We start from the raw sequence: 26310 nt of genomic DNA, 5'->3' as shown, positions 1-26310 counted from the left end.
TCACCATATGGCTCAGAATGAAATGTTGGCTATGATTCTGGCTGGCGGCCGTGGAAGCAGGCTTAAAGACCTGACCACCAAGGTTGCTAAACCAGCAGTCTATTTTGGTGGAAAATATCGAATCATAGACTTTCCACTGAGTAACTGCGCAAACAGTGGCATCGACGTTGTCGGTGTTCTTACACAGTACGAATCCGTACTGCTCAATTCTTATGTCGCACAGGATGGTCGTTGGGGCCTTGACTCCAAGGACAGTGGAGTTTATGTACTCACACCTCGCGAAAAAGCCGATGAGGGGCTTGATGTCTATCGTGGCACTGCTGATGCCATCTCTCAGAATATCGACTTTATCGATAACTACGATCCGGAGTACATCCTTATTCTTTCCGGAGATCACATCTACAAAATGAATTATTCCAAGATGCTTGACTATCACAAGCAGATGAACGCTGACGCTACTATTGCTGTCCGCGGCGTTCCCATGAAAGAAGCAAGCCGCTTTGGAATTATGAATACAGACGGCAAGGGCCGTATCGTTGAATTTGAAGAAAAGCCTAAAAAGCCAAAGAGCAACCTGGCATCAATGGGTATCTATATCTTTAGCTGGAAGCCACTTAGAAAACTCCTTATTGAGGATATGAATAATCCTAATTCTGACCATGACTTTGGAAAAGACATTATTCCTAAGATGCTGAATGACCACAGAGGACTCTTTGCTTATGAGTTCAAGGGCTACTGGAAGGATGTTGGAACCATTGATTCTCTCTGGGAGTCAAATATGGACCTCCTTGATCCTAAGAACTCTCTTAATCTGAATGACTCTTCATGGCTTATCTATACAGAAGACGTTTCTACTCTTCCTCAGTACATAGGTAAGGATGCCAAGATAAAGCGCGCATACATTACTCAGGGTGTCCGGGTAGAAGGAACCGTAACCAATTCAGTTCTCTTTACCGGAGCTGTAGTTGGCAAGGGTGCCAAGGTTATAGATTCAGTCCTTATGCCAGGCGCAGTTGTTGAAGATGGCGCTATAGTTACAAGAGCTCTTGTAGCTGAGAATGTACGCATTGGCAAGAAGGTCAAGATCGGATCCAAGACCAGTGAGAATATCGAACTGGTAGCTAAGAACGTGAAAGGAGGAACAAAATAATGGCAGCTAGCGCATTCGGAATTATTTCCTCCGCAGACAATACCATACATGTTGAGGGACTTCACGACTATCGTCCAATCGGTGCTTTTTCATTCCTTGGAAGATTCCGTGTTATCGACTTCCCTATTTCAAACATGAGCAATTCCGGTATCAACCGTATTCACGTTTATGTCCGCACACGTCCAAGGTCTATCGCCGAGCACGTAGGATCCGGAAGGCACTACAACATCAACAGTAAGCGTGGTAAGATCCAGCTTCTCTTTTCCGAGAACTCCTCTTCCCGCTCCATTTATAACAACGATATCAACGCATACAATGAGAACCTGGATATCATCCAGCGTATGCATCAGGACTACGTAATCATCGCTCCAAGCTACATGGTTTACAAGCAGGATTACAAGCAGCTTCTTGATGCTCACATCTCAAGTGGCGCTGACATTACTCTCCTCTACCACCGCGTAGACAATGCAAGAGAGTATTTCAAGAACTGTCACACCATCACCCTTAACAAACAGAAGGGTGTTCAGTCCATCGACAAGAACCTTGGAACAGCAAACACCAAGAACATTCTCATGGACACTTACGTAATGAAGAAGGAAGTATTTGTAGAGCTCATTCAGGACGCTACATGGATGTCCTCAATGTACACTCTCGCTGACATCATCAACATCATGTGCAAGCAGATGGACGTAAGAGCTTATCAGCACAAGGGATATTTTGCATCCCTTACAAGCCTTGAGGATTACTTCCACTCTTCAATGGAGCTTATCAACTACGATATAGCAAGCGACCTGTTCAAGGCAGACTGGCCAATCTACACAAGGACCACAGACTCCTGCCCTACTCAGTACTACGACAGTGCCAAGGTTACAGATTCCTTTGTAAGTAATGGCTGTTCAATCGAGGGAACAGTAGACAACTCTATCATTGGTCGTAGCGTTGTGATCAAGAAGGGAGCTGTTATCAAGAACTCCATCATCATGGCCTACGCTGTGATCGAGGAAGGCGTACACATCGAGAACGCCATCGTAGATAAATGGGCCCACATCATACACGCCAAGAACATCAGAGGAGACGCCGGGTCGCCTCAGTACATCAAGAGAAACGACACATTATAACAGATCATATATTTGGAGGTTCCGTGACTAAAGTCACGGAACCTTTTGGGGAAAACATATGAATGTTGAGCAGCTGAAAAAAGCCAATACAAATTGCTTTTATATTGTGATCGTGACCATAGCCTGCGCTGTGGTCCTTACTATAGCCGATGTGATAACCAAGGGATTTACACCTTCCAAGTTATCGATCATCATCTCTGCTCTCATTCTCGGCCTCATAGCAATAAACGGAAGCTTCAAGCATCCAACCAGCGCCAAGGGCTCCCTGCAGATAATGGGCTCTGCCGCTGTCTTTTATGCCATTCTCGTCATCATGTCTGACAATCAGGCAGCTTTTGCCTTTGCTCTTCCCATCCTTCTTTGCAGTGTTATCTACCTTGATCTAAGGATCTGCAAATATGAGATGATCGTTATGGGCATCGCCTTTATCACAAGCTGCATCAAGGATCTTATCGTTTTGGGAAGCCTTGATATCTCTCACATTTCCGGAATCATTATCCTTACACTTTCTTTCATAGCCTGTATCTATGCAGTAAAGAGCCTTACTGACTTCAGAAGCGAAAATAACTACTATGTCAGCGCAGGTGCTGAAAAGACTCTGAAAGCAGGAAGTGATATGGCTGACGTGGCTGAAAATATTTCAGTCCTTATCGACCAGTCCAAGGATAAGCTCTATGACCTGTCTACTCTTATGGATTCCCAGAAGTTTATTTTAAATGACGCATCAGGCAGCATCGAATCCAACACCAATGTCATCAACGTACAGACCAGAAGGATTCAGGTTGTAAGTGACAAAGAGTCCGCTGTTACCGTAGCAAAAGAGGATCTCGAGTCCGCATCAGCTGATATCCAGAGGTCAGTTAAGCAGAGCCTTAATGTTGTCACTGATGTCAAGGACAGCTACAGACTGGTTTCTGAAAAGAGTGATACCGCAGCCCAAAAAGCCAAGGCTCTTATGATAAAGGTTGAGAGCGTTAAAAAGCTTATCGACGCCTTTGGTGCCATGGCCAAGCAGGCTGAGCTTATCGCACTCCATGCCAGCATAGAGGCCTCCAAGGCAGGAAGCACAGGCTCAGGTCTTGTAGCTGTAGCCAATGACGTAAGAAGCTACGGAGAAAAGAACAGCGCCGCAGCTGCCAAGATATCTGACATTATCTCCGCCTTTGGAGCAAGTGTCCAGGATATAATAAACAGCACAGATACAGCTTCAGATGCAATCTCCAAGCAGAGCGAAATGCTTGATAAAGTGGGCTACAATCTTCTTGGTCTTGAAACCAAGGTTACTGAAGTACTCTCCCACTACAACAGCGCTCACCAGGAAATGGAGTCCATCATGTCCTCTTCCTCTGAGATCAAGGACAGTATAAACTCCCTTTCATCTGCCAACAGCAAGGCTGCATCCCTTCTTGAGCAGAGCTTTAAGACCGCTGATGAAGCAGAAGCTAAGTTTAGTGAATTTAAGACAATTCTCGGAGATGTATTCTCACAGGCCAATACTCTTATAGACCTCCATGAAAAAGCCCAGTCCCAAGCAGATTTTTAGAAAATTTTTCTAAAATTTCGTACAAAAGGGTTATATTTATACAAATAAATCCGTTATAATATTTGGTAGTAGATATATTCTGCTATGAAATATTTGTACAATTTGGGAAAGGAGGAATATACGGTATGACAGCTACATGCGATGTAAGAATGGAAGTAATTGACTGCATTCTCCACGACTGTGAGAATGAATACTATCCAGACCCTGAAAAAGTAGCTCACATTACTGGACTACCATTGGGGGTTGTTTTTGATCTTCTTATTGAACTTAAAAACCAGGGGCGTCTTGGAAAACGCTGATTCATAAAAAATGGAGAATTCTAATGGAAGAACAGCAATATTAAAGGTCCTATGCATGAATGGCATAGGACCTTTTTATATACAAAATTATTAGTTCCGACATCAAAGCTGCTCGACTGGCTCGTGAGTAAAATCTGCTTTTCCATCATTGTACAGACTTCTTACAAAATCAATTGCTCTCTGGCCAGATTCCTCAATCGGCACATTCTGGCTGTAAATATACTTAAGCTCATCTCCGTTAGTCAAAACAAAGTTGATCTGAGTTCCACTGATCTTGCCATCACCAAAGTCCAGAGGCTGAACTTCTACTGAACTTACATCCTTCAAAACACCTTCATTAAAAAGAACAAGCATTATCTACCTCCTTGTGACAATCTGTATTGATAGTGATAAATATATTCTATCACTTAAAATTAGCATTAATTATTAAAAGACTATAATATTATCACTATTGCGATAGTTCTTGGAGAAATACCGCGATTATGCTATACTATCCATTGTGTTACAAAAATTGTAATAATTGTGGCATAGGCCACTTATTCTATATCTGGTAAGGAGATTTTTTAATATGTTAAGTGCAAAACGCATTTCTGCAACTTTTGTTGCGGTATTAATGGCAGTGTCTACGCTTACTGGCTGTCAGTCCAAGGACAAGGGTCCTGTTAAGGAAGCTGCTGAGGGCTTTATTGAGGCTATTAAAACAGGATCAACAGATAAAATAAATGAATATTCTTCTGATGAAGTTGCAAGCGGAAGCTTTGTTCAGCTCTTTGATGCAGCTTCTATGAAAGACGCTCTTATAACAAGTCTTGGCAATCCTAATCTTGAGTCAGAGACAGAGGCCAAGCTTGATGAATTCTATTCTCTGTATTCTTCTCTGGTTGAGAGTTATGAAGTGACAGATATTGCCATGAATGAAGACGGAACTGCTGCTACTGCTTATGTCACAATGACAAACAGTTTCCCTTATGATGTAGTTACCAACAACTCTGTTCAGACCAAATTCAGCAAGGCTTCTGAAGCCTACAACGTTGAACATGAAGAAGAACTCTTACAGATAACCAATGAGCAGGGCGCTCAGGCTGCAATCGAGAAGGCATGTAACGACCTTATCGTAATTGCTCTTGATATCTATGAAGAGGAAATTGATGCAGCAGAACCTATCACATATATGCTGGCCCTTACTCTTAACAAGAATGAAGAGACTGGAAGCTGGTATGTAACAGGCGTTCAGAGCTATGACAGTTCCATAGCAGGTACTGGCGCTCCAGCCACTGATACAGATACAACAGCTACTGAAGCCAGCACAGAAATTGATGCTTCTGCTGCTACCGCCAGCACTGAAAATTAAATAATGAACATTTAAAAAGGGAGTTGGAAAATCTTTTTCCAACTCCCTTTATTATTGCTTAATATATTATTTGTCGCCAGTGATCTTGTTGATAAGGATCTTACCAGCTCTCTTTATTGCATAAGGTCCAACAGCCTTAAGCTTGTCTTCAGACCTGTACATTGTGCTTGCCTCAGGCATATCACGTGTAAGGTGGATAGCGTCAAATTCACACTTGGTTGTGCAAAGTCCGCATCCGATACAGCGGTTCTCGTCTACTGTTGTAGCACCGCATCCAAGACATCTTGCTGCCTCTGTCTTAACCTGCTCCTCTGTAAGAGTAAGTCTAAGATCATCAAATGTATCCTTGGCAACTCCAGCCTTCTTACCAGGAATCTGTCTCTGAGCGTTGTCGAAGCTCTCAACCTTGATGTCGTCCTTGTCAAGCTCGATAAACTCTCTTCTGTCTCTTGCAAGATCAAGTCTGTTACCTGGGTGAACGAAACGGTTGATTGATACAAAGCCTTCTCTTCCGCCTGCGATAGCATCGATAGCAAATCTTGCGCCAGTAAATACATCACCGCCAACAAAGATATCAGGCTCAGCTGTCTGTCTTGTGAGAGCGTCAGCCTTGGCTGTACCATTTCTGTTGATCTCAACCTTGGTTCCCTTAAGAAGGTCTCCCCACTGAACTGACTGTCCAATTGAAAGAAGGAGGTTCTCACATGGGATCTCGATTGTATCGTTCTCGTCATATGTAGGAGCAAATCTGTGCTCTGAATCAAATACAGATACGCATCTCTTGAAGATAACAGCCTTAACGTGACCATTTTCTACAACAACTTCCTTAGGTCCCCAGCCGTTCTTAACCTCGATGCCCTCTTCTACAGCCTCTTCAACTTCGTCCTTGGCTGCTGGCATCTCTTTTTCACTCTCAAGGCAGAGCATTGTAACCTTGGAAGCACCTGCTCTTACAGCAGTTCTTGCAACGTCGATAGCAACGTTACCACCACCGATTACAACTGTGTCGCCATTAAGCTTAATGGAATGATCCTGGTTGATGTTGCGAAGGAAGTCAACACCAGTCTGAACGCCCTCAGCATCCTCGCCTGGAACTCCTGCAAGTCTTCCGCCCTGCATACCGATAGCAATGAAGAATGCCTTGTAGCCCTCATCTCTAAGCTGCTGGATTGTAATATCCTTACCAACCTCGACGCCGCACTTAAACTCAACGCCCATCTGACGGATAACGTCGATCTCAGCGTCAATGATATCTTTTTCAAGTCTGTAGCTTGGAATACCATTCATAAGCATTCCGCCTGCACGCTTCTCTTTCTCGAATACAGTTACAGGATAACCGTTCTCTCTAAGGAAGTATGCAGCTGAAAGTCCTGCAGGACCTCCACCAATAACAGCTACCTTATAGTCGTCGCTCCACATTCCGCCGTCGTGTTTCTCGCAAAGTGGAACGTATCTGTTCTCTTTCTTAAGATCCAGAGAAGCGATGAACTTCTTGATCTCGTCGATGGCAAGAGGCTGATCGATGGTACCTCTTGTGCAGGCATCCTCACATCTTCTGTTGCAGACAGCGCCGCAGATCATTGGGAATGGGTTGTCCTGCTTGATGAGCTTGAGGGCATCTTCATATCTGCCTTCAGCAGCCATCTTGATGTAACCCTGAACTGAAAGGTGTACAGGACATGCTGTCTTACAAGGTGCTGTACCTGTCTCGTAGCAGTTGATCTTGGCATCATCACGATAGTTGTAGTTCCACTTGTGTGGTCCCCACTTCTTGTTATCAGGAAGCTCTGTCTTAGGATACTTAACTTCACTGCCGTTCTTCTTGCAAAGCTTCTGTCCGAGCTTGGCTGCTCCAACAGGGCAAACCTCTACGCACTTACCACAGGCAACACACTTCTCTTTCTCAACGTGTGCTCTGTATGCGGAAGCTGACATATTAGGTGTGTTAAAGAGCTGTGATGTACGAAGAGCGTTACATACACCAGGAGCACAGTTACAGATAGCAACGATTTTGCCCTCACCATCGATGTTGGTGATCTGGTGAACATAGCCGTGACGCTCAGCTCTCTCTAAGATCTCATAAACTTCTTCTTTTGAAACATAGTGTCCGATTCCACGGTCGTCCATGTACTCAGCCATGTCGCCCATACCGATACAGTAGTCACCGCGGATTTCTCCACTACCCTCGCCTCTCATAGCCTGCTGCTTACGGCAGGAGCACTCTGAGATGCCATATTTATCATACATGTCGATCCAGCGTGAAAGGTGCTCAACTGGAACTGACTGATTCTCCATTGAGATAGCCTTCTCAACAGGAATAACGTGCATACCAACACCAGCGCCTCCTGGAGGAACCATCTCAGTTACGCCCTGAAGAGGAAGCTGTGTCATAAGGTTAAAGAATGTAGCAAGCTCTGGATGTGCATCTGTGAGCTTGTCCTGCATCATCATGAACTCAGCACTTCCTGGTACGAAAATAGGAAGCTCGTACTGAAGGTGCTTGTCAGGAGTCTTAGCCCTGTTCTGCTCGATGATACCGATCCATCTAAGGTCCTCAACCATCTTGGTTGTCTCTTCCTCAGACATGTTGTTCATCTTGGCAAGTTCAGGAATAGAGTAAGGAACACGTGTCTTCTTAAAGTTTAAGCAAAACTTAACCTGTTCCTTGTTAAGTATATGATCAAGCATCCAGTACTCTGGGTCCTGGTTGTTGACCTTCTTTGTAAGTTTCTTGACCATACGGTCAGTGATAAGTGTGGCAAGCTCTAACACGAGCTTTTCTTTTTCCGGATCCTCTGCCTTGTAATTAGGATCTGGCCAGTAATCCCTTTCATTGATCATGGGATCGCCGATTTTCCATTCAGCCATTGTCTTCGCCATAAAGCAATCTCCCTTTACATTTAAAACTTGATGAAACTAGTTTTTCAAAAATAGTTTTCGCCTAAAGTTATTCTAACATATAGCCCCCAATTTTGCCATGAAAAAAAGGCGATTTTACTCGCCTTTTTAACATATTTAATCATTTATTAAAGTTAAATTTACTCTTCATCATAGAGGTGACAGCAAACAACGTGACCATTGCCCATATCCTTAGGCTGAGGAACTATCGTTTTACACTTCTCCATGCACTTTGAACACCTGGTATGGAACTTGCATCCTGCAGGTGGGTTGGCTGGAGATGGAATATCACCCTGAAGAAGGATCCTGTCCTTCTTGATATCCGGGTCAGGCATAGGAATAGCTGAGAAAAGAGCCTGTGTATAAGGGTGAAGAGGCTTAGCAAAGATGTCCTCTGTGTTTCCTGTCTCTACCAGATTACCAAGGTACATAACACCGATGGTATCTGAGATGTGCTCAACAACTGAAAGGTCATGAGAGATAAACAGGTATGTAAGTCCTCTGTCCTCCTGGAGCTGCTTAAGGAGGTTGATGATCTGCGCCTGGATTGAAACGTCAAGAGCTGAAACAGGCTCATCACATACAACGAACTCTGGCTTAAGAGCAAGGGCTCTTGCAATACAGATCCTCTGTCTCTGTCCGCCGGAGAACTCGTGAGGATATCTGTCCTTGTGGTACTCCTGAAGACCGCACTCCTTCATGATCTTAGAGATGTAATCATCATACTCGTTGTCCGGAACAAGACCATGCTCTCTTACAGCCTCACCAATGATCTCTCCGATAGGAAGTCTTGGTGAAAGAGATGAATAAGGATCCTGGAAGATGATCTGCATCTTGGTACGAAGATCTCTAAGGCCCTTCTTATCAAGTGTGCTAACATCCTTACCGTCGAAGATAATGTCACCCTCTGTCTTTTCAAGAAGACGAAGGATTGTTCTTCCGGTTGTAGACTTACCACATCCTGACTCTCCAACAAGGCCCATTGTTGTTCCTCTCTTGATAGAGAAAGAAACATCGTCAACCGCCTTAACCTGTCCGGTTACTCCGCCAAAGAAGCCTCCCTTAATTGGGAAATACTTCTTTAAGTTTCTGACCTCAAGAATGTTCTCAGAGGAGCTAACATTTTCCTGAGCATTTGTATTCATATTCTCTGTGCTCATTACTGCACTCCTCCTTCCTCGCATCTATAGCAGCTTACTTCATGGGTAGGTGACACCTTGTAAACTGAAGGATATGCGCCATTGCACTTAGCTGTGCACATCTCACATCTATCCTTGAAGTAGCAGTAGTTAGGCATATCAATAGGGTTAGGTACGTTACCTGGAATGCTGTAGAGCTTTTCTACTGTCTTACCAACAACAGGCTTTGAGTTCATAAGACCGATTGTGTATGGATGTCTTGGGTCCTTGAAAATCTCTCTTGCAGTACCTTTTTCAACTACACGTCCTGCGTACATAACAACAACATAGTCAGCCATCTCAGCAACAACACCAAGGTCATGGGTGATAAGCATGATAGAGCTTCCTACCTTGTCCTTAAGATCTCTTAAAAGGTCAAGGATCTGAGCCTGAATTGTAACATCAAGAGCTGTTGTAGGCTCATCGGCGATGATAAGCTTAGGGTCACAGGCAAGTGCCATAGCGATCATGATACGCTGTCTCATACCACCTGAGAGCTCATGAGGATACATTCTGTATACGCCCTCCTTGTTGGCGATACCAACAAGCTGAAGCATCTCGATCGTGCGGGCCTTAACCTGCTCTGCTGTCATTTCTGGATTGTGAAGCTTAATAACCTCATCAACCTGATCACCGATCCTGAATACAGGGTTAAGTGATGTCATTGGCTCCTGGAAGATCATTCCCATGGAATTACCACGGAGCTTCTGCATATATGATGCTGGCGCATTTACTACGTTAACAGCTTCTGTGCCAGTGTTAAATCTGATCTCACCCTCTACTGTCTGACCAGCCGGGCGCTGAACAAGCTGCATAAGCGAAAGACTTGTTACAGACTTACCACATCCTGACTCTCCAACGATACCAACTGTCTTACCAATTGGAACTTCGAAGGATACGCCGTCAACAGCCTTAACTGTTCCGATATCTGTGAAGAAGTAAGTGTGAACATTATCAAACTCTACGCAGTTATTAGGATCCTTCATCTGAGTAATGTACTCACTCTCAGGAATGTGTTTTCTATTTCTCTTTTTCTCGATCTCTGCAGTGATCTTACGATTTTCTCTAGTGATCTTACGGGACTCACGAGCAGAGATGTAATTACTGTTTTTTGCCATTTTACTCACCTCTTCATCTTTGGATCAAATGCATCACGAAGGCCATCACCGATAAAGTTGAAAGCCAGAACTGTAAGCAGAATGAAAAGTCCTGCTGGAAGCCATACAAATACATAGTTGCTCATAACGTATGAATCGTTAACGGCATTTATGATACTTCCCCATGAAGCTGCAGGATACTTAATACCAAGTCCAAGGAATGAAAGTGTAGCCTCGGCAAGGATAACATCACCAAGTCCCATGCTGGCAAAAACGATAAGCTGAGGTACTACGTTAGGGATAAGGTGCTTAAAGATACGTCTGTATGTGCTGATACCAGTTGCTTCTGCAGCAACCATGAACTCCTGCTCACGAAGTGAGAGGATCTGTCCTCTTACGATACGGGCAATTCCAACCCATCCGATAACAGCCATGATAACGCAGAGCATGTAAATACGGGTTGTAGCACTTGCCTGATAGTAGTCCATGATAGATCCAAGGATCAGGTAAAGAGGCATTGTAGGAATACAGTAAACAATATCAACTATACGCATCAGCAGGTTATCAACCCAGCCTCCAAAGAAGCCAGCAACACCACCGATGATCATTCCAATGAACACCTCGATGAAGATAACAACAAAACCGATGAGAAGTGAAATACGTCCACCGTACATAAGTCTTGCAAGAAGGTCCATACCATTGGCATCAGTACCAACCCAGTGCTGAGCTGAAGGTGCTGCGTATGTATCGATGACTCTTGTCTCCTGAAATCTTCTGAAGGTGTACTGACCGTTTTTGTTCTCGATCCTGTACTCAACCTCTGTTCCATCCTCATCAGGGAATGTGAAAGAATCCTGACCTGCATCAATTGCTGCCATAGCTGTTTCCTTGTAATCAGGGCTGATGAATACGCCTGCGTTGGCAGCGTTAAAGTTTACGTCTGATACGAGAGCAACATCTGCTCCATCTAATGTGATCACATCACCGTCAACAGCGTATTTCTTGCCGTCTGCCTCAAAAGAGCTCTCTCCATCGGCACTTGCAACAAGTGCTCCGCGGTAAAACTCAAAGCTAAGGCTCTCGTCCTTGTTGAAAGGAGTAAAGGACTTCATGGCTGCAACGCCAATCTCAGTAGCCTTATATACAGTAGGGAAAGCCTGTCCCTCGTCCTGGAATACATATGTAGTTCCGTCTGTATCCTCAAAGAAGTTCTTGTCAGCTGCTACAGCTTCGTCATAAGCTGCATTCTTCTTAAGAAGCTTATTGACCTCTTCCACTGAAAAGATCCTGTAAACGCCATCTCCTACATTGCCAAGACCAAGAAGTGAACCATCTCTTGTCTCGAAGACATATTTGCCAGTAGCTGAAGCAATAAGTGTCTTGGAATAAATATCTGATGGAAGCGTAGCTCCATCTGCCTGATAAACCTGGTACTGATCAATAGCTGTAGCACCAGCGTAATCCTTAAGGATTGAATCTGTTGTATAGAACACCTGACTCTGTGAGTAAGGTATAAGTAAGCCTCCTACGAAAGAGAAAAGGAACATGAATACGATGATGACAATACCTACAATAGCAAGCTTGTTCCTGATAAATCTCTTAAATACCATCATTCCGGGAGAAAGAACTCTTACTCTTGCAGCGTCATCCAAATGCATTTCTTCATTCTGTATGTTTTCGTTTTCCATCTGCTCTTCCTCCTTTCTTAATTTACTCGAACTCTAGGGTCAACCAGAGCGTATGTGATATCTGCGATGAGGTTACCAAGCAGTATAAGAACTGCCATAAATACCATGTAGAACATAACAAAAGGAATATCACCCTGTGTTACGCACTGATAGAAGGTGTATCCGATACCAGGGATCTGGAAAAGAGTCTCTGTGATCATAGCTCCACCAAAGAGTCCTGGAAGTGATCCGCCAAGCAGTGTAACGATAGGGATAAGTGTATTTCTGAAAGCGTGATGATTGATGACACGGTTCTCAGAAAGGCCCTTAGCTCTTGCAGTTCTGATGTAATCAGAATTGAGAACTTCAAGCATGTTGGCACGTGTATAACGCATAAGACTTCCGATACTAACTACAACAAGTGTGAGTGTAGGAAGGATCATGTGTCTTACCATATCTAAAACTTTTCCAGTGTCGGACATTGACTCATGCATACGGCTTACAATACCGTAGAGATCAACCCATCCCAGCTTAATGGAAAAGATATATTTCAAAATCGTAGCAAAGAAAAAGCTTGGAAGTGAAATACCAATAAGCGCAATAACTGTGATCGCGTAATCTGCAAGTGAATACTGTTTTCTGGCTGCAATGATTCCCGCAGGAATAGCAATCAAAACCTCGATAACAAATGCAGCAAGTCCAAGCGCAAATGAATACCAGATTACATTTCCGAATTTCTGAAGAACTGGCTGGTTGAAATACCAGGAATCGCCAAAATCAAGTTTAATAGCCTTAGAAGCCCATTTAAAATATCCCTGTACGATACCAGTATCAAGACCATACTGCATGTTAAGCTGATCTACCCACTCCTGGTATGACTTTGACCCTGGTCTTTGTGATAATGTCATCGCCTGGGTCTCCACATATGATGTTGGCATCAGACGCATGATTGTGTAAATGATCATTGATACAAAGAATAGAAGAACAACAGATATTAGTAGTCTTCTAATGATAAACTTCTTCATTGTTGTGGTGCTCCTTATCTAGTAAAAGAGAAAAATACATTTCATTGGCGCACAAATCGCAGTGCACTGTCGTGCACTGCGATCCGCCACCAAAACTATGCCAATAACTGGCAAATATCAGTTCATAGCTATTTTGTGGATCTCATTCATAAATGTGTAGTATGTTGTCTGATCTGGTGTGATAGAGTCAACATTTACTCTCTCTGTGCTGTAGATTGTGCAATCCTGTCTCTGATATACAGGGATCTCGCATGCAAAATCAACAACGTAGTCAAGGGCCTCTTTGTAGAGAGCCTTACGAACTGCCTGATCTGTTACAGTTCTAGCCTCAAGAACGAGCTTATCAAGGTCATCTGAGTAGATTCTGTAGTGACCAGCGCTACCACCCTCTGAGTGATAGATCTGGAACATATCAGGATCAAGAGTTGTCTGCCAAGCTGCGCACCAAAGCTCTGCTGTACCAGCCTCAAGTGCATTCCACATGATTGATGTGTCTGAAAGGTCGTTGATTGTAAGATCAAAACCAATTGTCTTAAGTGCTTCTGAAGCTGCTGTAAGGATACCAAATGAAGGGTGATCTCCTGATCCGCCACCGCCGATCATGATCTCGTAGCCCATCTTAGCTCCTGAAGGAGCTGCTGTAAGCTTACCATCCTTAACTGTGTAGCCAGCTGCCTCGAAGTATCCAAGTGCTGCCTGAAGAGCTGCAGCGTACTTCTCATCCTCTGACATGCCAGCTGTGTAGATGTCATTACCGTCAACATCAACTGAGAAAGCAACCTTGTAATCAGGATCTGAAGCCTGAGGTGCTGCCCATGATGTGTTAGAGATAGGATAGTTGATAACTGAAGCTGCCTCTCCGTAGTAAGAGTCGATTGTAACATCACGGTATACAGAGATAACAGTTGCAATTGCCTTTCTGAGGTTCTTGGATGCCTCAGAACCGTTCTCACCACCAACGCAAACGTTCTGTGAGTTCATTCCGATGTAACCATATCCTCTGTAGTCAGTAAGAACTGTTGTAAGCTTGTCACCTGAGAGCTCACCATTTGAGTTCTCACCAGCGATCTGCTCAAGAGCTGACTTGGAAGCTGATGGATCAGAGATATCGATTGTTCCCTGAACTACACCGCTCTCCTTGTCGGCATTTGATGTAACCTTGAACTGAAGGTTCTTAGTTACAGGAACGCCTCTCCAGTAGTTCTCATTAGCTGTAAGATAAACGATCTTGTTCTCAAACTTCTCGAACTTGTAAGGGCCAGCTCCCATAGGAGTTGTTGTCTTAGCACGAACGCTTGAAAGGTCGCCCTTCTCAAATCCGAACTTGTGAGCATCATAGTCATACTTGCTTGCATCACCATAGTAGTGCATAGGCTGAACCATGATAGCGAGCTGATAAATAGCTGTAGCATCTACTTCTGTAAGAGTAACCTTAACCTCGTAGTCGTTAACCTTCTGGATACCCTCAACGTAATCTACAGAATCACCTGTAGAAATAGCTACTCTGTAATCATCTGGAAGATAATCAAGGACTTCGTTGTCAGCCTTCTCTGTTGAAGAAAGTGTAGCAACGTCATTGTCGTAAGCTGCGAGCATCTCGTTGAAGAAATCCTCAGCTGTAGGAGCCTTGCCACCAGCTACATCAAAGTCTGTTCCAGTAGCTGTTGTTGTGATTGTTCCATCACCATTGTCCTTAGCAAATCCCCAGTTAGCCATACCATTTGCGATAGAGTCCTTGGCTACTGCCTCGTTCTCAGCAAGGTATCCCTTAGATGTGCAGTAGTCTGCGATTGACTGAGCAAACTTAGCACCAGCGTCTGGAAGATCCTTCTCGAAGAACTGCTTCTGCTGCTCTTCTGTAAAGAATGTAAAGTCTGTGTTTTCAGCGCCACCCTTAAGAAGAAGATTAAAGAGTGTGTCTGAACCGCTTCTGTATGCCTCAAGTCCCTTGATAGGAAGAGCGTATGTTGAACCGCTTCCATCGTATGATGGGTCTAAGAATACATAATATGAAAAGATAACGTCATCAGCTGTGAGCTCCTCGCCATCTGAGAACTTAACACCCTCACGAAGCTTGAAGTCATAATCAACTGTTCCGTCTGCGTTTTCTGTAACTACGCAGTCTGAAATTCCTTCATAAGTATAATCTGTTCCGTTGTAGCTCTTTGTTTCACCCTCAATACCGTTGTAGATGAGCTCACCTGCACGGTCATTCTCTAAAAGAGATACAGCGGTCATATCAGCTACACGCTGATCTGGTACGCTTGCGCAGAAAAACTCACTGAATTTCTCAGAGAAATCATCCTCTGCGATTACAAGTGGAGCATCGCTTCCTGCTGCAACTGGTTCTTCCTGAGTAGCTTCTGCTGTATCTGCTGGAGCTGACTCAGATGTCTGTGTGTCTGCAGGCTGATTGTCAGATGGAGCCTGTGCGCCACATGCTGCTGTTGAAAGAACAAGAGCACCGGCAAGAAGAGCAGACAACACTTTGTTTCTGTTTTTCATATTTTCCCTCCTTAAAACACTTTTTCGCTCATATTTTGAACAAGGCCGTCAATAGTGCCGTCCTTGAATGGGCTCTTTAAGCCAACCTGGGCAAGTTCCTCTTCATAGAAGTCCTTGGCTGAAAGTTTGCAAAGGGCAAGGTAATGATCCCAGGCATCCTTGTAATCCTTATCCATCCATACCTTGAACTGCATGGCAACTACGCTGGCAAGTACATAATCAATATAGTAGAAAGGATTCCAGAAGATATGTCCCTGTCTCTGCCAGTAACCGCCTTCTCCAAAGAAAGGATCATTGTCAAAGTCGAGCCATGGTCTGTAGGTCTTTTCAAGTTCCTTCCAGACGTTCTTGCGCTCTGCAGGTGTCATATCAGGATTGTCGTAAATAATGTGCTGGAACTCATCAACCATGCATCCGTAAGGGATGAAGGTGATGGAATCCTGAAGATGCATCTTGAGGTAATCAGGTGCTCTGTCTCCAAAGAATCTGTCCATCCAGCCATATGTAAAGTACTCCATGGACATTGAGTGGATCTCAGCTGTCTCCATGGTGATGTCGTTGTGCTCTGTTATCTCGTCGTTTCTTGTAACGTAGCCCTGGAATGCATGTCCGCACTCGTGGGTAATTACATCAACGTCTCCGCTGGTTCCGTTGAAGTTAGCAAAGATGATAGGTGACTTATACTTGGGAAGGAAATCCATGTATCCGCCAGCCTTCTTGGTCTTTCTTCCAAGAACATCAAAGAGCTCATTCTCGATCATGAAATCAAAGAACTCCTTGGTCTCAGGTGAAAGCTCAGAATACATCTGCTGTCCAGCCTTCATGATCTCTTCAGGAGTACCTGTTGGAGCAGGGTTACCCTCCTTGAAGAACATGTCGTTGTCGTAGTATTTAAGATCATCTACTTCGATCTGCTTTTTACGCTGTTCCTGAATCTTAACAACAAAAGGAACGAAGGACTCTCTGATCTGCTTCCTGAAGTTCTCAACCTCGGCTCTTCTGTAGGAGTTTCTCATCATCCTGTTGTAGCCAAGCTCAACGTAAGTTTCATAACCAAGCTCTTTAGCCTGCCTGGTCCTGTTCTTAACAAGCTGATCGTAGATATCATCTATCTCTGAAGTAACTGACTGGAAGTACTCTGAAAGGGCGTTCCATGCTCTCTTTCTAACGTCTCTGTCCTTGTCAGTAAGGTATTTACGAAGAAGTGAAATATTGAGCTCTTCTCCATTAAATGGGATCTTAGCTGAAGCAATGAGCTTGTCGTACTTACTGATAAGAGCGTTCTCCTCCTGCATAAGAGGAAGGATCTTCTCATCAATAGAATTGTTCTGAAGCTCAATGTTTTTAAAGGCCACCTTGCTGATCTTGTCCTCAAGATAAGGCCTAAATGGTGACTCAAACAAAACCTTATTGTAGTCGTTTGAGTACTTACTGATAAGAGGAGTTATCTCATCGATATAGTCGTTCTCCTTGGAGTAGAACTCCTCTGTTGTATCGATATTGTGTCTGAATACACCAAGCTTTAAGTTGGTGTAAACGTCTCCGATAAATTCGTAATATTTTTTATGAAGCTCGAACTGTTCTTCTCCGCTCTTGGCGTTTTTGCTGTCCTCAATGAGCTTTTCAAAAAAGCTTTTTACATCGTCCATATTTACCCTTGTGTAGGGCATTTCAGAGCATTTCATATGCAAAAACCTGCTTTCCAAAATTTAATATAATTTTAATATTTTAATAAATAGAGTAACCGAATCATTATACATTGCATGTTAATTTTAATCAAGCTAACGTGTTAAAGCAGCAAACTGGCTTAATTTGAGATATCAACCCAGATAACAGGCCTTATGGCGCCGCCTGGCTTATTGACATAACGCTCAGTCATGCTTATCTGACCGTCTACAGTAACTATCGGTGAAGTGATAGCTTTTTTTCCAAAGTCGCCCTTGAGCCACCACCAGGAGGATCTGTAGCCCTTGTTGTCCCAGTTGTTGGCCTTACTAAGGACGTTTACGTTGCAGCCACCAGCCTCTGCGATATCTGTTATCGAAAGCTCCCTGTCGTGGTCCGTTGCGAAATACCTGGCTGCTTCATCTGCAGATAAAAGAGAAAGCACCTCTCCCTTTCTCTCTATAATCCTTGCCAGTTCTTTCTCGTTGAAGATTTTGGTGAACTCCTCAGAGTTTAGTCTCTGCCTTAGATCAGAGCCCTCCCAAGAAACTTCCTCGTATTTCTGATTCAGGTACCCGCTTGCGATTCCCTGTTTTGTCAAAAGACATACTCTCTTCCCGTCATTTTGAAGAACTATCCACTCAAGTCTCTCCCTTCCTAGGCGGGATCCATTAGTGTCAAATCGTCCAAAGTATACAACGTCTCCTTCGCTGCAGGACCTTAAGACCTTCATCTCCTGATCGTAGTACCTGCTGATGGCGATGGCCTTTCCGGCAAAAAAGATCATGGCTCCCACAAGAGCTGCTGCCAGAATATAGGTAATTGTCTTACCCCCAAACTTCTTGATATCTATGGCGCAGAGAAGGTCCGTTAGCTTCTTTCTTATAAGATAAGAAAGTAGTCCAAGAACTGCGGAAACCGCATAGGAACAGATAAACACCAGAAGGTACCACTTAAAATGTCCAATCTTGGTGTGGTCAAACACTATCCTTACAAAGTATCCATGAACCAAAAAGATCATGAGCTGGAGCTTACCAAAATACTCAAGGGCTCCGTTTCCAACTGCGATCTTCAGATTAATAAGAAGCAGGAACGTCACAAACACAAGACAGTTGATGGACTGGGCGATCAGTGTGATGAGAGCGTCAGTCCTGTATGTTGGAAGCATCTCGTGATAGTAACCGAACATGTAGTTGAATGCTATTCCAAGATAGGTAGTGATAAAAGTCAGGAAGAAAAATGAGATAAGAAGTTCGCTGTAGTGCTTCTTAAAGAAGGCCTCTATCTTATCTTTGAACCTGGCATATAAAAGTCCATAGACAAAGGTGATGGTTGAGTTAAACCACCACTCTCCCATAAAGTATGTCTCCTTGTAGTCATCGTAGTCGTGACCCCTGAAGAACGAGAAGGCTATCACAGCAAAGACGCACAGGATAAGAAGTGTTAAGGACACATCTTTATTTTTGAATATAGAAAACAGAGCTGTAAAAAGCACATAGAAAACGATGATCTCAACGATGAACCATCCGTTTCCATCAAGGAGCTCAATTCCAAGAACCTGTTTTAATGTAAGAAGGAAATTGTCGTGAACGCCCTTTTTGTAGGCGATACGATTGACTAAGATCGTAACGATGTTCACCAGGATAAATGGCACAAGAACAGCAGACAGTCTCTTTCTAAGAAAACCATCAAGGTAGTTTTTCTTATTAAGATAACTGTACAAAAGACCATATCCGGAACTGAAGAAGAATATAGCAGTAAAGAGAAAACCTATATGGTTGTAAAGAGTGATAGGTCCCTTACCTATTGAACCGTAATTGGTGATCCTCTGGGTTAAGTGATGAAGGATGATAGAAAAACATGCGAAGGTACGCATGGTCATCATCTGATCCCTCTCCAGATATTTTGCTGAAAACTCCCCCTTTGGCGCAATCTTTGCTCCCCAGAAAACAAGCACAAAGATCGCAAGTGGAAATACAAGTAATGAAAGATTAGCCATAGTTTTTATTCCCCAATAGTTTTTGATAACTCCCAAAAGGCAACAGCACTGGCTGCCGCCACATTAAGTGAATCCGCCCCGTGATACATGGGTATCTTGACGCAGTAGTCACAGGCTGCAATCGTCTCAGGAAGAAGACCCTCTCCTTCTGCCCCAAGAAAGATCGCAAGTTTATCCTGACATCTAAGTTCCATGTCGTCAATATCTTTAGTGTCGTTTCTAAGTGCCATGGCTACTGACTTAAAGCCAAGTTCTCTTAGGCACTCCATTTCTCTTTTCTCTGGTAAAAAAGTGTACGGCGCCTGAAATATGGTTCCCATGGATACCCTGGCAGCCCTTCTATACAGCGGATCTGAGCATCCTTTGTTAAAAAGAACTGCATCCATTCCAAGAGCCACGGCGCTTCTTACAATAGCTCCGATGTTGGTAGGATTGGTTACATTCTCAAGAACTGCGATGCGCCTTGCTCCCTGGACCACATCTGCCACTGACAAAAGCTCTTTTCTCCGAATCGCACACAGCACTCCCCTTGTCAGGTTGTAGCCTGTTATCTGCAAAAGAATTTCTTCCGCCGCAACATAGATTGGCACCTCGTAGTCTCTAAGCGCCCTCTCTACAAGACCTGCTGCTTCCTTGTTCATCTGACTTTCTTCTATCAAAAGAGATATGGGCTCGTACCCGGCATCCAACGCCCTTCCGATGACCTTTGGGCTCTCTGCGATAAATATCCCAAGCTCTGGTTCATACAGGTGGTAGAGCTGATTCTCCGAATACTCGTGATAGATGGAAAGGTCAGGAGTATTTATATTATCAACATGAATTATTCTGTCTTTACTATTCACCTTATGTTTATTGCTCCGTTCCATGCTCTTATTAAACCACAATCTATTTTCTCCTTAATGAGAAATTATTGCAAGAAATATGGTATATTAATATCACTACGATGTTTTGGAGGGGTAACATGAGCTTTGTTGTTTTTACAGATGGAAGTGCCAATCTTCCCAAAGATAAGCTTGAGGGCATAAGACTTCTGCCTTGCAGCTATTTACTGGACGGAGAACAGGTTGAGTACTCCGGGGATATCGAGACATTTGATTCCCACACATTTTATGAAGGACTACGTAATGGCAAGTCTGCACAGACCAGCCTTTTAAATACAGATCTTTTCATGACACACTTCAGGCCTGTTCTTGAAGAGGGTGAAGATATAGTTTATATCGCCATGGCATCAGGTATCAGCGGAACCTATAACGCTGCACATCTTGCTGCTGATGAACTTATGGAGGAATTCCCTGATAGATTCGTTCATATCGTTGATTCTAAGGGATGCGGTTTTGGATCAGGACTTCTTGCAATTAAGGCCGCTGCACTTAGCGCACAGGGAGCAAGCTGCAGAGAGGCAGCTACTATCCTTGACGAAGCTGTTCCTCACGCATGCCAGTACTTTACAGTGGATGACCTTGGATTCCTTAAAAAGACAGGAAGAGTTTCAGGAGCTGCTGCCAGCATCGGAACAATGCTGAACATCAAGCCTATTCTCTTTGGTGACAGCACAGGACATATCATCTCCTGCGGCAAGGTAAGAGGTAGAAAAGCTTCCATTGATTTCATAGCGAAAAAGTATGCAGAGAAGCACATCGATACATTAGATAACAGTAACACCGTATTCATTTCTCACGGCGACTGTCCGGATGACGCCAAGGCTCTGGCAACTCTTGTAAGAGACATTAACCCAAGCGCCAACATCAGGATCTGCGTCCACGAGCCATTTTCCGGAGCCCATGTAGGACCTGGAATGCTGGGCCTGTTCTTCTGGGGTTCAGAGAGATAAAACTTCATTTTATGATATGCAAAAGCCCCGAGGTACTATACCTCAGGGCTTTTATTTTTTTATAAAGATCAGATTCCTTTTTGCATCATTACTACTTTTGTAACTCCGTAGGAGTGTCTTCCCTCAAGCTGAACCTCCACAAGAAGTTCAAGCTTGCCACGGCTAAACATATCAGCGTTAAAGGCAAACTCGCACTCTGCCTTTGCTCCCCAGAGGTTGTTAAGTGGAAGCATGCACTCCTTTGCTCCAATAACCTCTACTCCATCTGGTGTGTGAAGTGTAATCCTAGCCCACTCCTCACGGCGCTGTTCGAAGCAGTTTCTAACTGTTACTTTGATCCTCTTCTCCTGTCCTGGCTTAAAGAATGGCTCCTCTTTAAGATCTACAAGAACTTCGAATGAAGGATAATAGCTTCTAATTACATTGCTGCTAAGAGATGAAAGCTCTCTTACTGACATGTGGTGATCCTTAAGTGTTGGGTTGATCCTGTGAATGTAGCCTAGCTCTCCGTTGCAGTGAAGATCTTCCTGACACTTGATTGTGTATCCGCCAGGAGCAAGGATGTCAACAATATCTACTCCAAGGAATCCAGGTACTACTCTGATGATCCTGTCTGCAAGCTCTGTGCAGGTTGCAGGAACCCAGATTCCATCCCACGTCTTGTCGATACACATTGTTACGATCTTATCTCCAAGAGGATCTGTCCATTTAGCCGGCAGCTCTTTTGCCCCATGAATGATTCCAAGGATTGCACCAAGTGTAGCACAGGTGCAGTCAGTATCCTCTCCGATCTCGTTGGCATGGATCATGCGCTGCTCGAAGTCATCGCCGTAGAGCCATGCAATAACGATGTAGCCCATGTGCTCTGGAGCATCCATTCCAGCTTCGCCCACGGTCTTAAAGCCCATGGCCTTGGTTCTTTCCTCGGCCTCCTTAACAGTGTTGCACTGAACACCGAAGGAACCAGGACATACCTCGTGGATAAGGGCGATAGCTTCCTTAAATGAAACGTTCTTTTCCTTGCACTCAAGAGCTTTCTTTACGCACTTTGCTACCATTGAGTCTTCAGGTATATATGTAAGTGCGATGTCGATGAGCTTGTATGGATCGCTCTCAACAAATGCGGCTGACTGAAGAGCTGTAACAAAGATCTCAGCAAGCATACCTTCTGAAGCGTGGTCAACTATGGCATCCTCAAAGGCGTATCTGGTTGCAAGCTCTGGATTACCTGGAGCAAGACATGCCCAGATCTCAGATCTGATCCAGCATCCGTTTGAATTCTTATAGTCGTTATCTACTGCTCCGCTAAGGGGTGGTACAAGGCCTGCGCGAAGGTTTGCTTTTCCCTGACCATACTCAACCCAGTTGGGAATGATGTAGTTGAGCCAATACTCACCAAGGATAGAGGCATCAACGTTTCTGCCATATCTCTCAACAGCTGCAAGCCATGCGATCTGAAGGTCAAGGTCGTCATTGGCTGGAGGGCCATTCCTTAGATCCTGCACATAAAATGTAGCGTCGTTGAACTGTCTCTTTCCCTCGAAAGGACCACCAAGAACGCCGCCGATATTCTTGCCCATCCAGCAGCCTTTTACTTTATCTCTATATACATCGTGCTGTAATACCATCGTTAACTCCTCCTTAATCTGAGTCTGTTTTCTTAAGTCCATTTATCCACTCACAGCAAAGTTCAAACCAGTGAGCAGCGTGTATATTCTCTTCGGCTCCGTCTTTTCCGTCATACAATCCGCCTCCATGGCATCCTCCATGAAACAAGTGCATCTCAAAAGGAATACCTCTCTCCTGCCACGCTTTTCCCATCTCCAAAATAAAGAGGGGATCATCGTCATCAGTTTGGGCCATAAATAATGGCGGCAGCTCTAATGGGAGTTTAAGCAGTATGGATTCTGATGCATTTGTTAATGGAATATCCCTCGAAAAACCGCAAAGCCTCCTATAAACACTGGTTTCGTGATCTGTGACACCGGTGTTCGTAAATGCGCCGTATACCATTATTTCTGCGTCTGGGAGAATTTTTTCTGTGGATATTTCATCGTAGATTCCAAGGTAACCCTTGGAAGATTGTATGTTTACTAAAGAAGTTAGAATACCTCCGGCCGAAAAGCCAACTGTAATGATCTGGGGATCCCTGATACCGCCTTCTCTAGCAAAGTGCCTAAGGCACTGCATTGCCCTCATTCCATCTGCTGCTATCGCATCATTGTCATAGGGTCTTACACGGTAATTCAGGATCGCTACATTGAAGCCTTTTTCCCTGAAAGCCTTTGCCACAGGATAAGCTTCATGAACTGATTTAAATAAAAATGCACCCCCCGGGATGATAAGTATAAAATTTGGATCATATTTTATGAGGGGGAAAATAAATAATGAGGGTTTTTGTTGGTGAATTGTGTTATCCCATAGGGGTGTATTCTTATTATCCGGCCAAATCGATAATTTCGTTATTTTATGTTTAACAAGCTGAAAGCACATCTCGTCCCAGGCCATATTCGCGCCCGGAATCAGGCTTTCCCATTCCTCGGTTAAGTTCATGTACTTGTCCTCATGTATTTTCTAAACTGAGTGGGAGGAACATTTTCATATCGCTTGAATACTTTTGTAAAGGTTCTGTAGTCGTTAAATCCGACAGCTTCTGATATTTCTGCAATTCCCATCTCCGTATTAAGAAGAAGCTGCTTGGCCTTTTCCATACGAAGGTGAGTCAGATATGAGAGGTAATTGACTCCAAGCTCTGTTCTGAACACCCTACTTATGTAGTTAGGTGTCAGGTAAAAAGCTTCGCCAAGTATCTTAAGGCTTATCTCCTCATGAAGGTGTTCATTTAAGAATGTTGTCATGTCATGAATAAGCTTTTTATCTGTGTCAGAAGATACCTGATCTTTTAATATCTCTTTTTCCGAAAGCTTGATCTTGAGTCTGTCCACCAGCTCATCAAGTTCAGCAAAGTTAACGGGCTTAAGAAGATATGCTTCAACATGGAGCTTAAGCGCTTCCTGGCAGTAAGAGAAATCGTCGTAACCGCTGACAATTACAAAGGCGGTTTTAAGACCTCTTTTCCTGCACTGCCCTATAACCTCAAGGCCAGTAAATACAGGCATGCTGATATCAATGATCACTATGTCAGGGCTTAGAGACTCAATTTTTTCCAAAGTCTCTTTTCCATCTCTGGCTTCACCTACAAGGGTGCAGCCGTGCTTTTCCCAGTCAAATAGTGTCTTGAAGCCTTCTCTGATTGTATGTTCATCATCTGCCAGAAGTACCTTTAGACTACGCATTAGTGTATTTCTGCTCCTTCCCCGGTATTGGATATTTCTTTGCGGATCCTGATAATTGCTGTAATTCCGCCGCTTGGATTTTCTTTATAGCTAAGGCCACAGGATTCATCGTAAAAGAGCTTTAACCTGTGCTGGACATTTTGAAGACCGATGCTGCTGTGCTTATCCTTGTCACTGACTTCTCCTGACAAAAGAGCTTTGATCCTCTCTCTTGCTTCGTCCGTCATTCCGATTCCATTGTCTGAAACAGAAAGTTCAATGTGGTCGTCCTCTGTTTCGTGAACTGAAATCTCGATCTTTCCGCTGTAACCCTTATCTCTTAAGCCATGCAAAATACTGTTTTCTACAACCGGCTGCAGGATAAAGTTTGGAAGTTCAATGTCCAGTAGGTCCGGCTCGCAATCGATGCTGCTCTCAATGTCTGTATATCTGTAGTGCATCAGAGCCAGGTAGTTTTCAATAAGATCAAGCTCGTGCTCTATAGTTACGATGGACTGGTTAAACCTCATGCTAAGCCTGAAGAATGAAACCAGCTTCATAAGCATATCCGCAACCTGAAGGTCGCTGTTCATCTCCGCACTGATACGTATTGTATCAAGGGTGTTATAGAGAAAATGCGGATTGATCTGACTCTTTAGATAAAGCATTGTCATCCGCTGCTCTCTCATCTGGGCATCTCTTAGCCTTGCCTGATTGTTTGTAACAATGATCACTATGATAAGAGCAATGATGCTGCTTATAAGATACATTGGTACAAACCTGAATATATCTTTAACTATGCTCTTTGCGTTTCTTCCAACAATGAGCCTTAGGCCATTGTCGGGAGACGCAAGGCTGGTGGCGTAGTAGCTTACGCCGCCGTAATTTACATATCCGCTTCCATTTTTAGGAAGCCTGTCCCCAATGAGTTCATCGGTACTAAGAAGAAGCTCATCCGGATTCATACTGCAGATAACTCTTCCGTTCTGTGTAGACAGCAGGTAGAAATAATCTGATTGTAAGGTGCTTGAACAGATGTAGTTGAGTCTGTCTACCGGTGCTGTCAGAACGATCTCTCCAATTTTCTCGTGAGGTGAGAAACTGTAGATGTCCCTCACCATCCAGAGACAAACTGAATAGTAAGGATTGGATACATACTCGCCGTTAAAACGCATGAAGTGAGGCTGTTTGTCGATTATGATCCTGCAGTTATCAAGCAGCATTGGCTCCTGCTCCATGGCAGCTATCTGCTCAGGAATGGTCATCCCGGTATTGTTACTCTTAGGTGTGGAAGAGGCATCATCGAAATGAAAGATCATATCCTCATTGTCCATGATGTAAATACCGCTGATGTCATTTCTGATGATCGTAAGTGATGAGTAGAAGTTCCTTAAGTACTTACCAGCTGAAAGCTTTTCACCTTCATCCATGTCCCTGTAGGTAGAGATGATATCAAGAACGTTGTCATCAGCCATGGTCATAAGTGAGACCCTGCTGATATCCTTGATCTTGTCATCAAGGGTCGTCAGCGTGTTGCAAAGGTATGTTCTGTTATTCTGGTTTTCACTTCGTATCTTGAGTACATAGTTTGTTCCGCTTATGGCTACGAATACAAAGAAATAAACGATACATAATAGTATGGTGATACTGAAAACCAGCTTTTTACTTTTGCTCTCACGCCTGCCTTTGCTACTCATCTGTTCCTCGTC

The 26310-nt window shown here is 43.9% G+C and carries 20 protein-coding genes; 6 read left to right on the top strand and 14 right to left on the bottom strand.

The genetic code is table 11. From position 1 onward, the window contains the following. The first annotated feature begins 7 nt into the window (after positions 1–7). The 4 genes from D6855_RS01815 to D6855_RS16650 all read left to right on the top strand — a co-directional run bounded on the left by D6855_RS01815 (position 8) and on the right by D6855_RS16650 (position 4110). Positions 8–1150 carry a glucose-1-phosphate adenylyltransferase gene (locus D6855_RS01815; protein WP_120737439.1) on the top strand — a complete coding sequence of 381 codons (1143 nt, stop codon included), beginning with the start codon at positions 8–10 and terminating at the stop codon, positions 1148–1150. Beyond that, positions 1150–2268 (top strand): glucose-1-phosphate adenylyltransferase subunit GlgD, encoded by a 1119-nt coding sequence (glgD, locus tag D6855_RS01810; protein WP_120737437.1) that lies wholly within the window; start codon positions 1150–1152, stop codon positions 2266–2268. Before D6855_RS01815 ends, glgD begins: the two co-directional genes overlap by 1 nt. 58 nt (positions 2269–2326) lie before the next feature. Then, entirely contained in the window at positions 2327–3811 is a 1485-nt protein-coding gene (locus D6855_RS01805; protein ID WP_120737435.1) for a methyl-accepting chemotaxis protein, read from the top strand. A 125-nt stretch (positions 3812–3936) separates the two neighbouring features. After that, positions 3937–4110, top strand: coding sequence for a hypothetical protein (locus D6855_RS16650; RefSeq protein WP_158589441.1), 174 nt, complete (start codon positions 3937–3939; stop codon positions 4108–4110). Between the two features lie 102 nt (positions 4111–4212). Here the strand turns inward: D6855_RS16650 and D6855_RS01800 are convergent, their stop codons facing one another. After that, positions 4213–4464, bottom strand: coding sequence for a hypothetical protein (locus D6855_RS01800; protein WP_120737433.1), 252 nt, complete (start codon positions 4462–4464; stop codon positions 4213–4215). Between the two features lie 214 nt (positions 4465–4678). On the opposite strand from D6855_RS01800, the gene D6855_RS01795 reads away from it, so the two are divergent. Continuing rightward, a complete protein-coding gene (locus D6855_RS01795) occupies positions 4679–5461 on the top strand; it encodes a hypothetical protein (RefSeq protein ID WP_120737431.1) in 783 nt (260 codons plus the stop codon). A 66-nt stretch (positions 5462–5527) separates the two neighbouring features. Here the strand turns inward: D6855_RS01795 and D6855_RS01790 are convergent, their stop codons facing one another. The 9 genes from D6855_RS01790 to D6855_RS01750 form a co-directional block, all read right to left on the bottom strand. Further along, positions 5528–8302 (bottom strand): FAD-dependent oxidoreductase, encoded by a 2775-nt coding sequence (locus D6855_RS01790; protein WP_120738123.1) that lies wholly within the window; start codon positions 8300–8302, stop codon positions 5528–5530. A 197-nt stretch (positions 8303–8499) separates the two neighbouring features. After that, positions 8500–9519: an ABC transporter ATP-binding protein gene (locus D6855_RS01785; RefSeq protein WP_120737429.1), complete on the bottom strand. Its 1020-nt coding sequence runs from the start codon at positions 9517–9519 to the stop codon at positions 8500–8502. Further along, positions 9519–10655, bottom strand: a complete 1137-nt coding sequence (locus D6855_RS01780; protein ID WP_120737427.1) for an ABC transporter ATP-binding protein — start codon at positions 10653–10655, stop codon at positions 9519–9521. The genes D6855_RS01785 and D6855_RS01780 overlap by 1 nt, the downstream gene beginning before the upstream one ends. Before the next feature lie 5 nt (positions 10656–10660). Further along, complete coding sequence (locus D6855_RS01775) at positions 10661–12322, bottom strand: ABC transporter permease (RefSeq protein ID WP_243111760.1); 1662 nt, start codon at positions 12320–12322, stop codon at positions 10661–10663. A gap of 17 nt (positions 12323–12339) precedes the next feature. Next, on the bottom strand, positions 12340–13326 hold the full coding sequence (locus tag D6855_RS01770; RefSeq protein WP_120737426.1) for an ABC transporter permease: 987 nt from the start codon (positions 13324–13326) through the stop codon (positions 12340–12342). Positions 13327–13443: 117 nt separating this feature from the next. Continuing rightward, positions 13444–15831 (bottom strand): ABC transporter substrate-binding protein, encoded by a 2388-nt coding sequence (locus tag D6855_RS01765; protein WP_120737424.1) that lies wholly within the window; start codon positions 15829–15831, stop codon positions 13444–13446. Positions 15832–15842: 11 nt separating this feature from the next. Then, positions 15843–17516: a M3 family oligoendopeptidase gene (locus D6855_RS01760; RefSeq protein ID WP_120737422.1), complete on the bottom strand. Its 1674-nt coding sequence runs from the start codon at positions 17514–17516 to the stop codon at positions 15843–15845. Positions 17517–17638: 122 nt separating this feature from the next. Next, positions 17639–19495 (bottom strand): acyltransferase family protein, encoded by a 1857-nt coding sequence (locus D6855_RS01755; protein WP_120737420.1) that lies wholly within the window; start codon positions 19493–19495, stop codon positions 17639–17641. A 5-nt stretch (positions 19496–19500) separates the two neighbouring features. After that, positions 19501–20361: a TrmH family RNA methyltransferase gene (locus D6855_RS01750; RefSeq protein WP_120738119.1), complete on the bottom strand. Its 861-nt coding sequence runs from the start codon at positions 20359–20361 to the stop codon at positions 19501–19503. A 95-nt stretch (positions 20362–20456) separates the two neighbouring features. Here D6855_RS01750 and D6855_RS01745 point away from each other — a divergent pair, with 95 nt between their 5' ends. Then, positions 20457–21326, top strand: a complete 870-nt coding sequence (locus D6855_RS01745; protein ID WP_158589440.1) for a DegV family protein — start codon at positions 20457–20459, stop codon at positions 21324–21326. Positions 21327–21394: 68 nt separating this feature from the next. Here the strand turns inward: D6855_RS01745 and D6855_RS01740 are convergent, their stop codons facing one another. Genes D6855_RS01740 through D6855_RS01725 form a run of 4 tightly spaced genes read right to left on the bottom strand, consistent with a single transcriptional unit; the run spans position 21395 to position 26298 of the window. Then, positions 21395–22954 (bottom strand): ADP-ribosylglycohydrolase family protein, encoded by a 1560-nt coding sequence (locus tag D6855_RS01740; RefSeq protein WP_120737416.1) that lies wholly within the window; start codon positions 22952–22954, stop codon positions 21395–21397. A gap of 13 nt (positions 22955–22967) precedes the next feature. Then, complete coding sequence (locus tag D6855_RS01735) at positions 22968–23879, bottom strand: alpha/beta hydrolase (RefSeq protein ID WP_120737414.1); 912 nt, start codon at positions 23877–23879, stop codon at positions 22968–22970. After that, on the bottom strand, positions 23876–24622 hold the full coding sequence (locus D6855_RS01730) for a response regulator transcription factor (protein ID WP_120737412.1): 747 nt from the start codon (positions 24620–24622) through the stop codon (positions 23876–23878). The genes D6855_RS01735 and D6855_RS01730 overlap by 4 nt, the downstream gene beginning before the upstream one ends. Beyond that, positions 24622–26298 carry a cache domain-containing sensor histidine kinase gene (locus tag D6855_RS01725; RefSeq protein ID WP_120737410.1) on the bottom strand — a complete coding sequence of 559 codons (1677 nt, stop codon included), beginning with the start codon at positions 26296–26298 and terminating at the stop codon, positions 24622–24624. The genes D6855_RS01730 and D6855_RS01725 overlap by 1 nt, the downstream gene beginning before the upstream one ends. Positions 26299–26310 lie beyond the last annotated feature (12 nt).

The organism is Butyrivibrio sp. CB08 (assembly GCF_003625485.1).
Taxonomy (GTDB): Bacteria; Bacillota; Clostridia; order Lachnospirales; family Lachnospiraceae; genus Butyrivibrio.
Note: the sequence above shows the minus strand (reverse complement) of the source record. Positions and strands in the feature narration are given on the sequence as shown.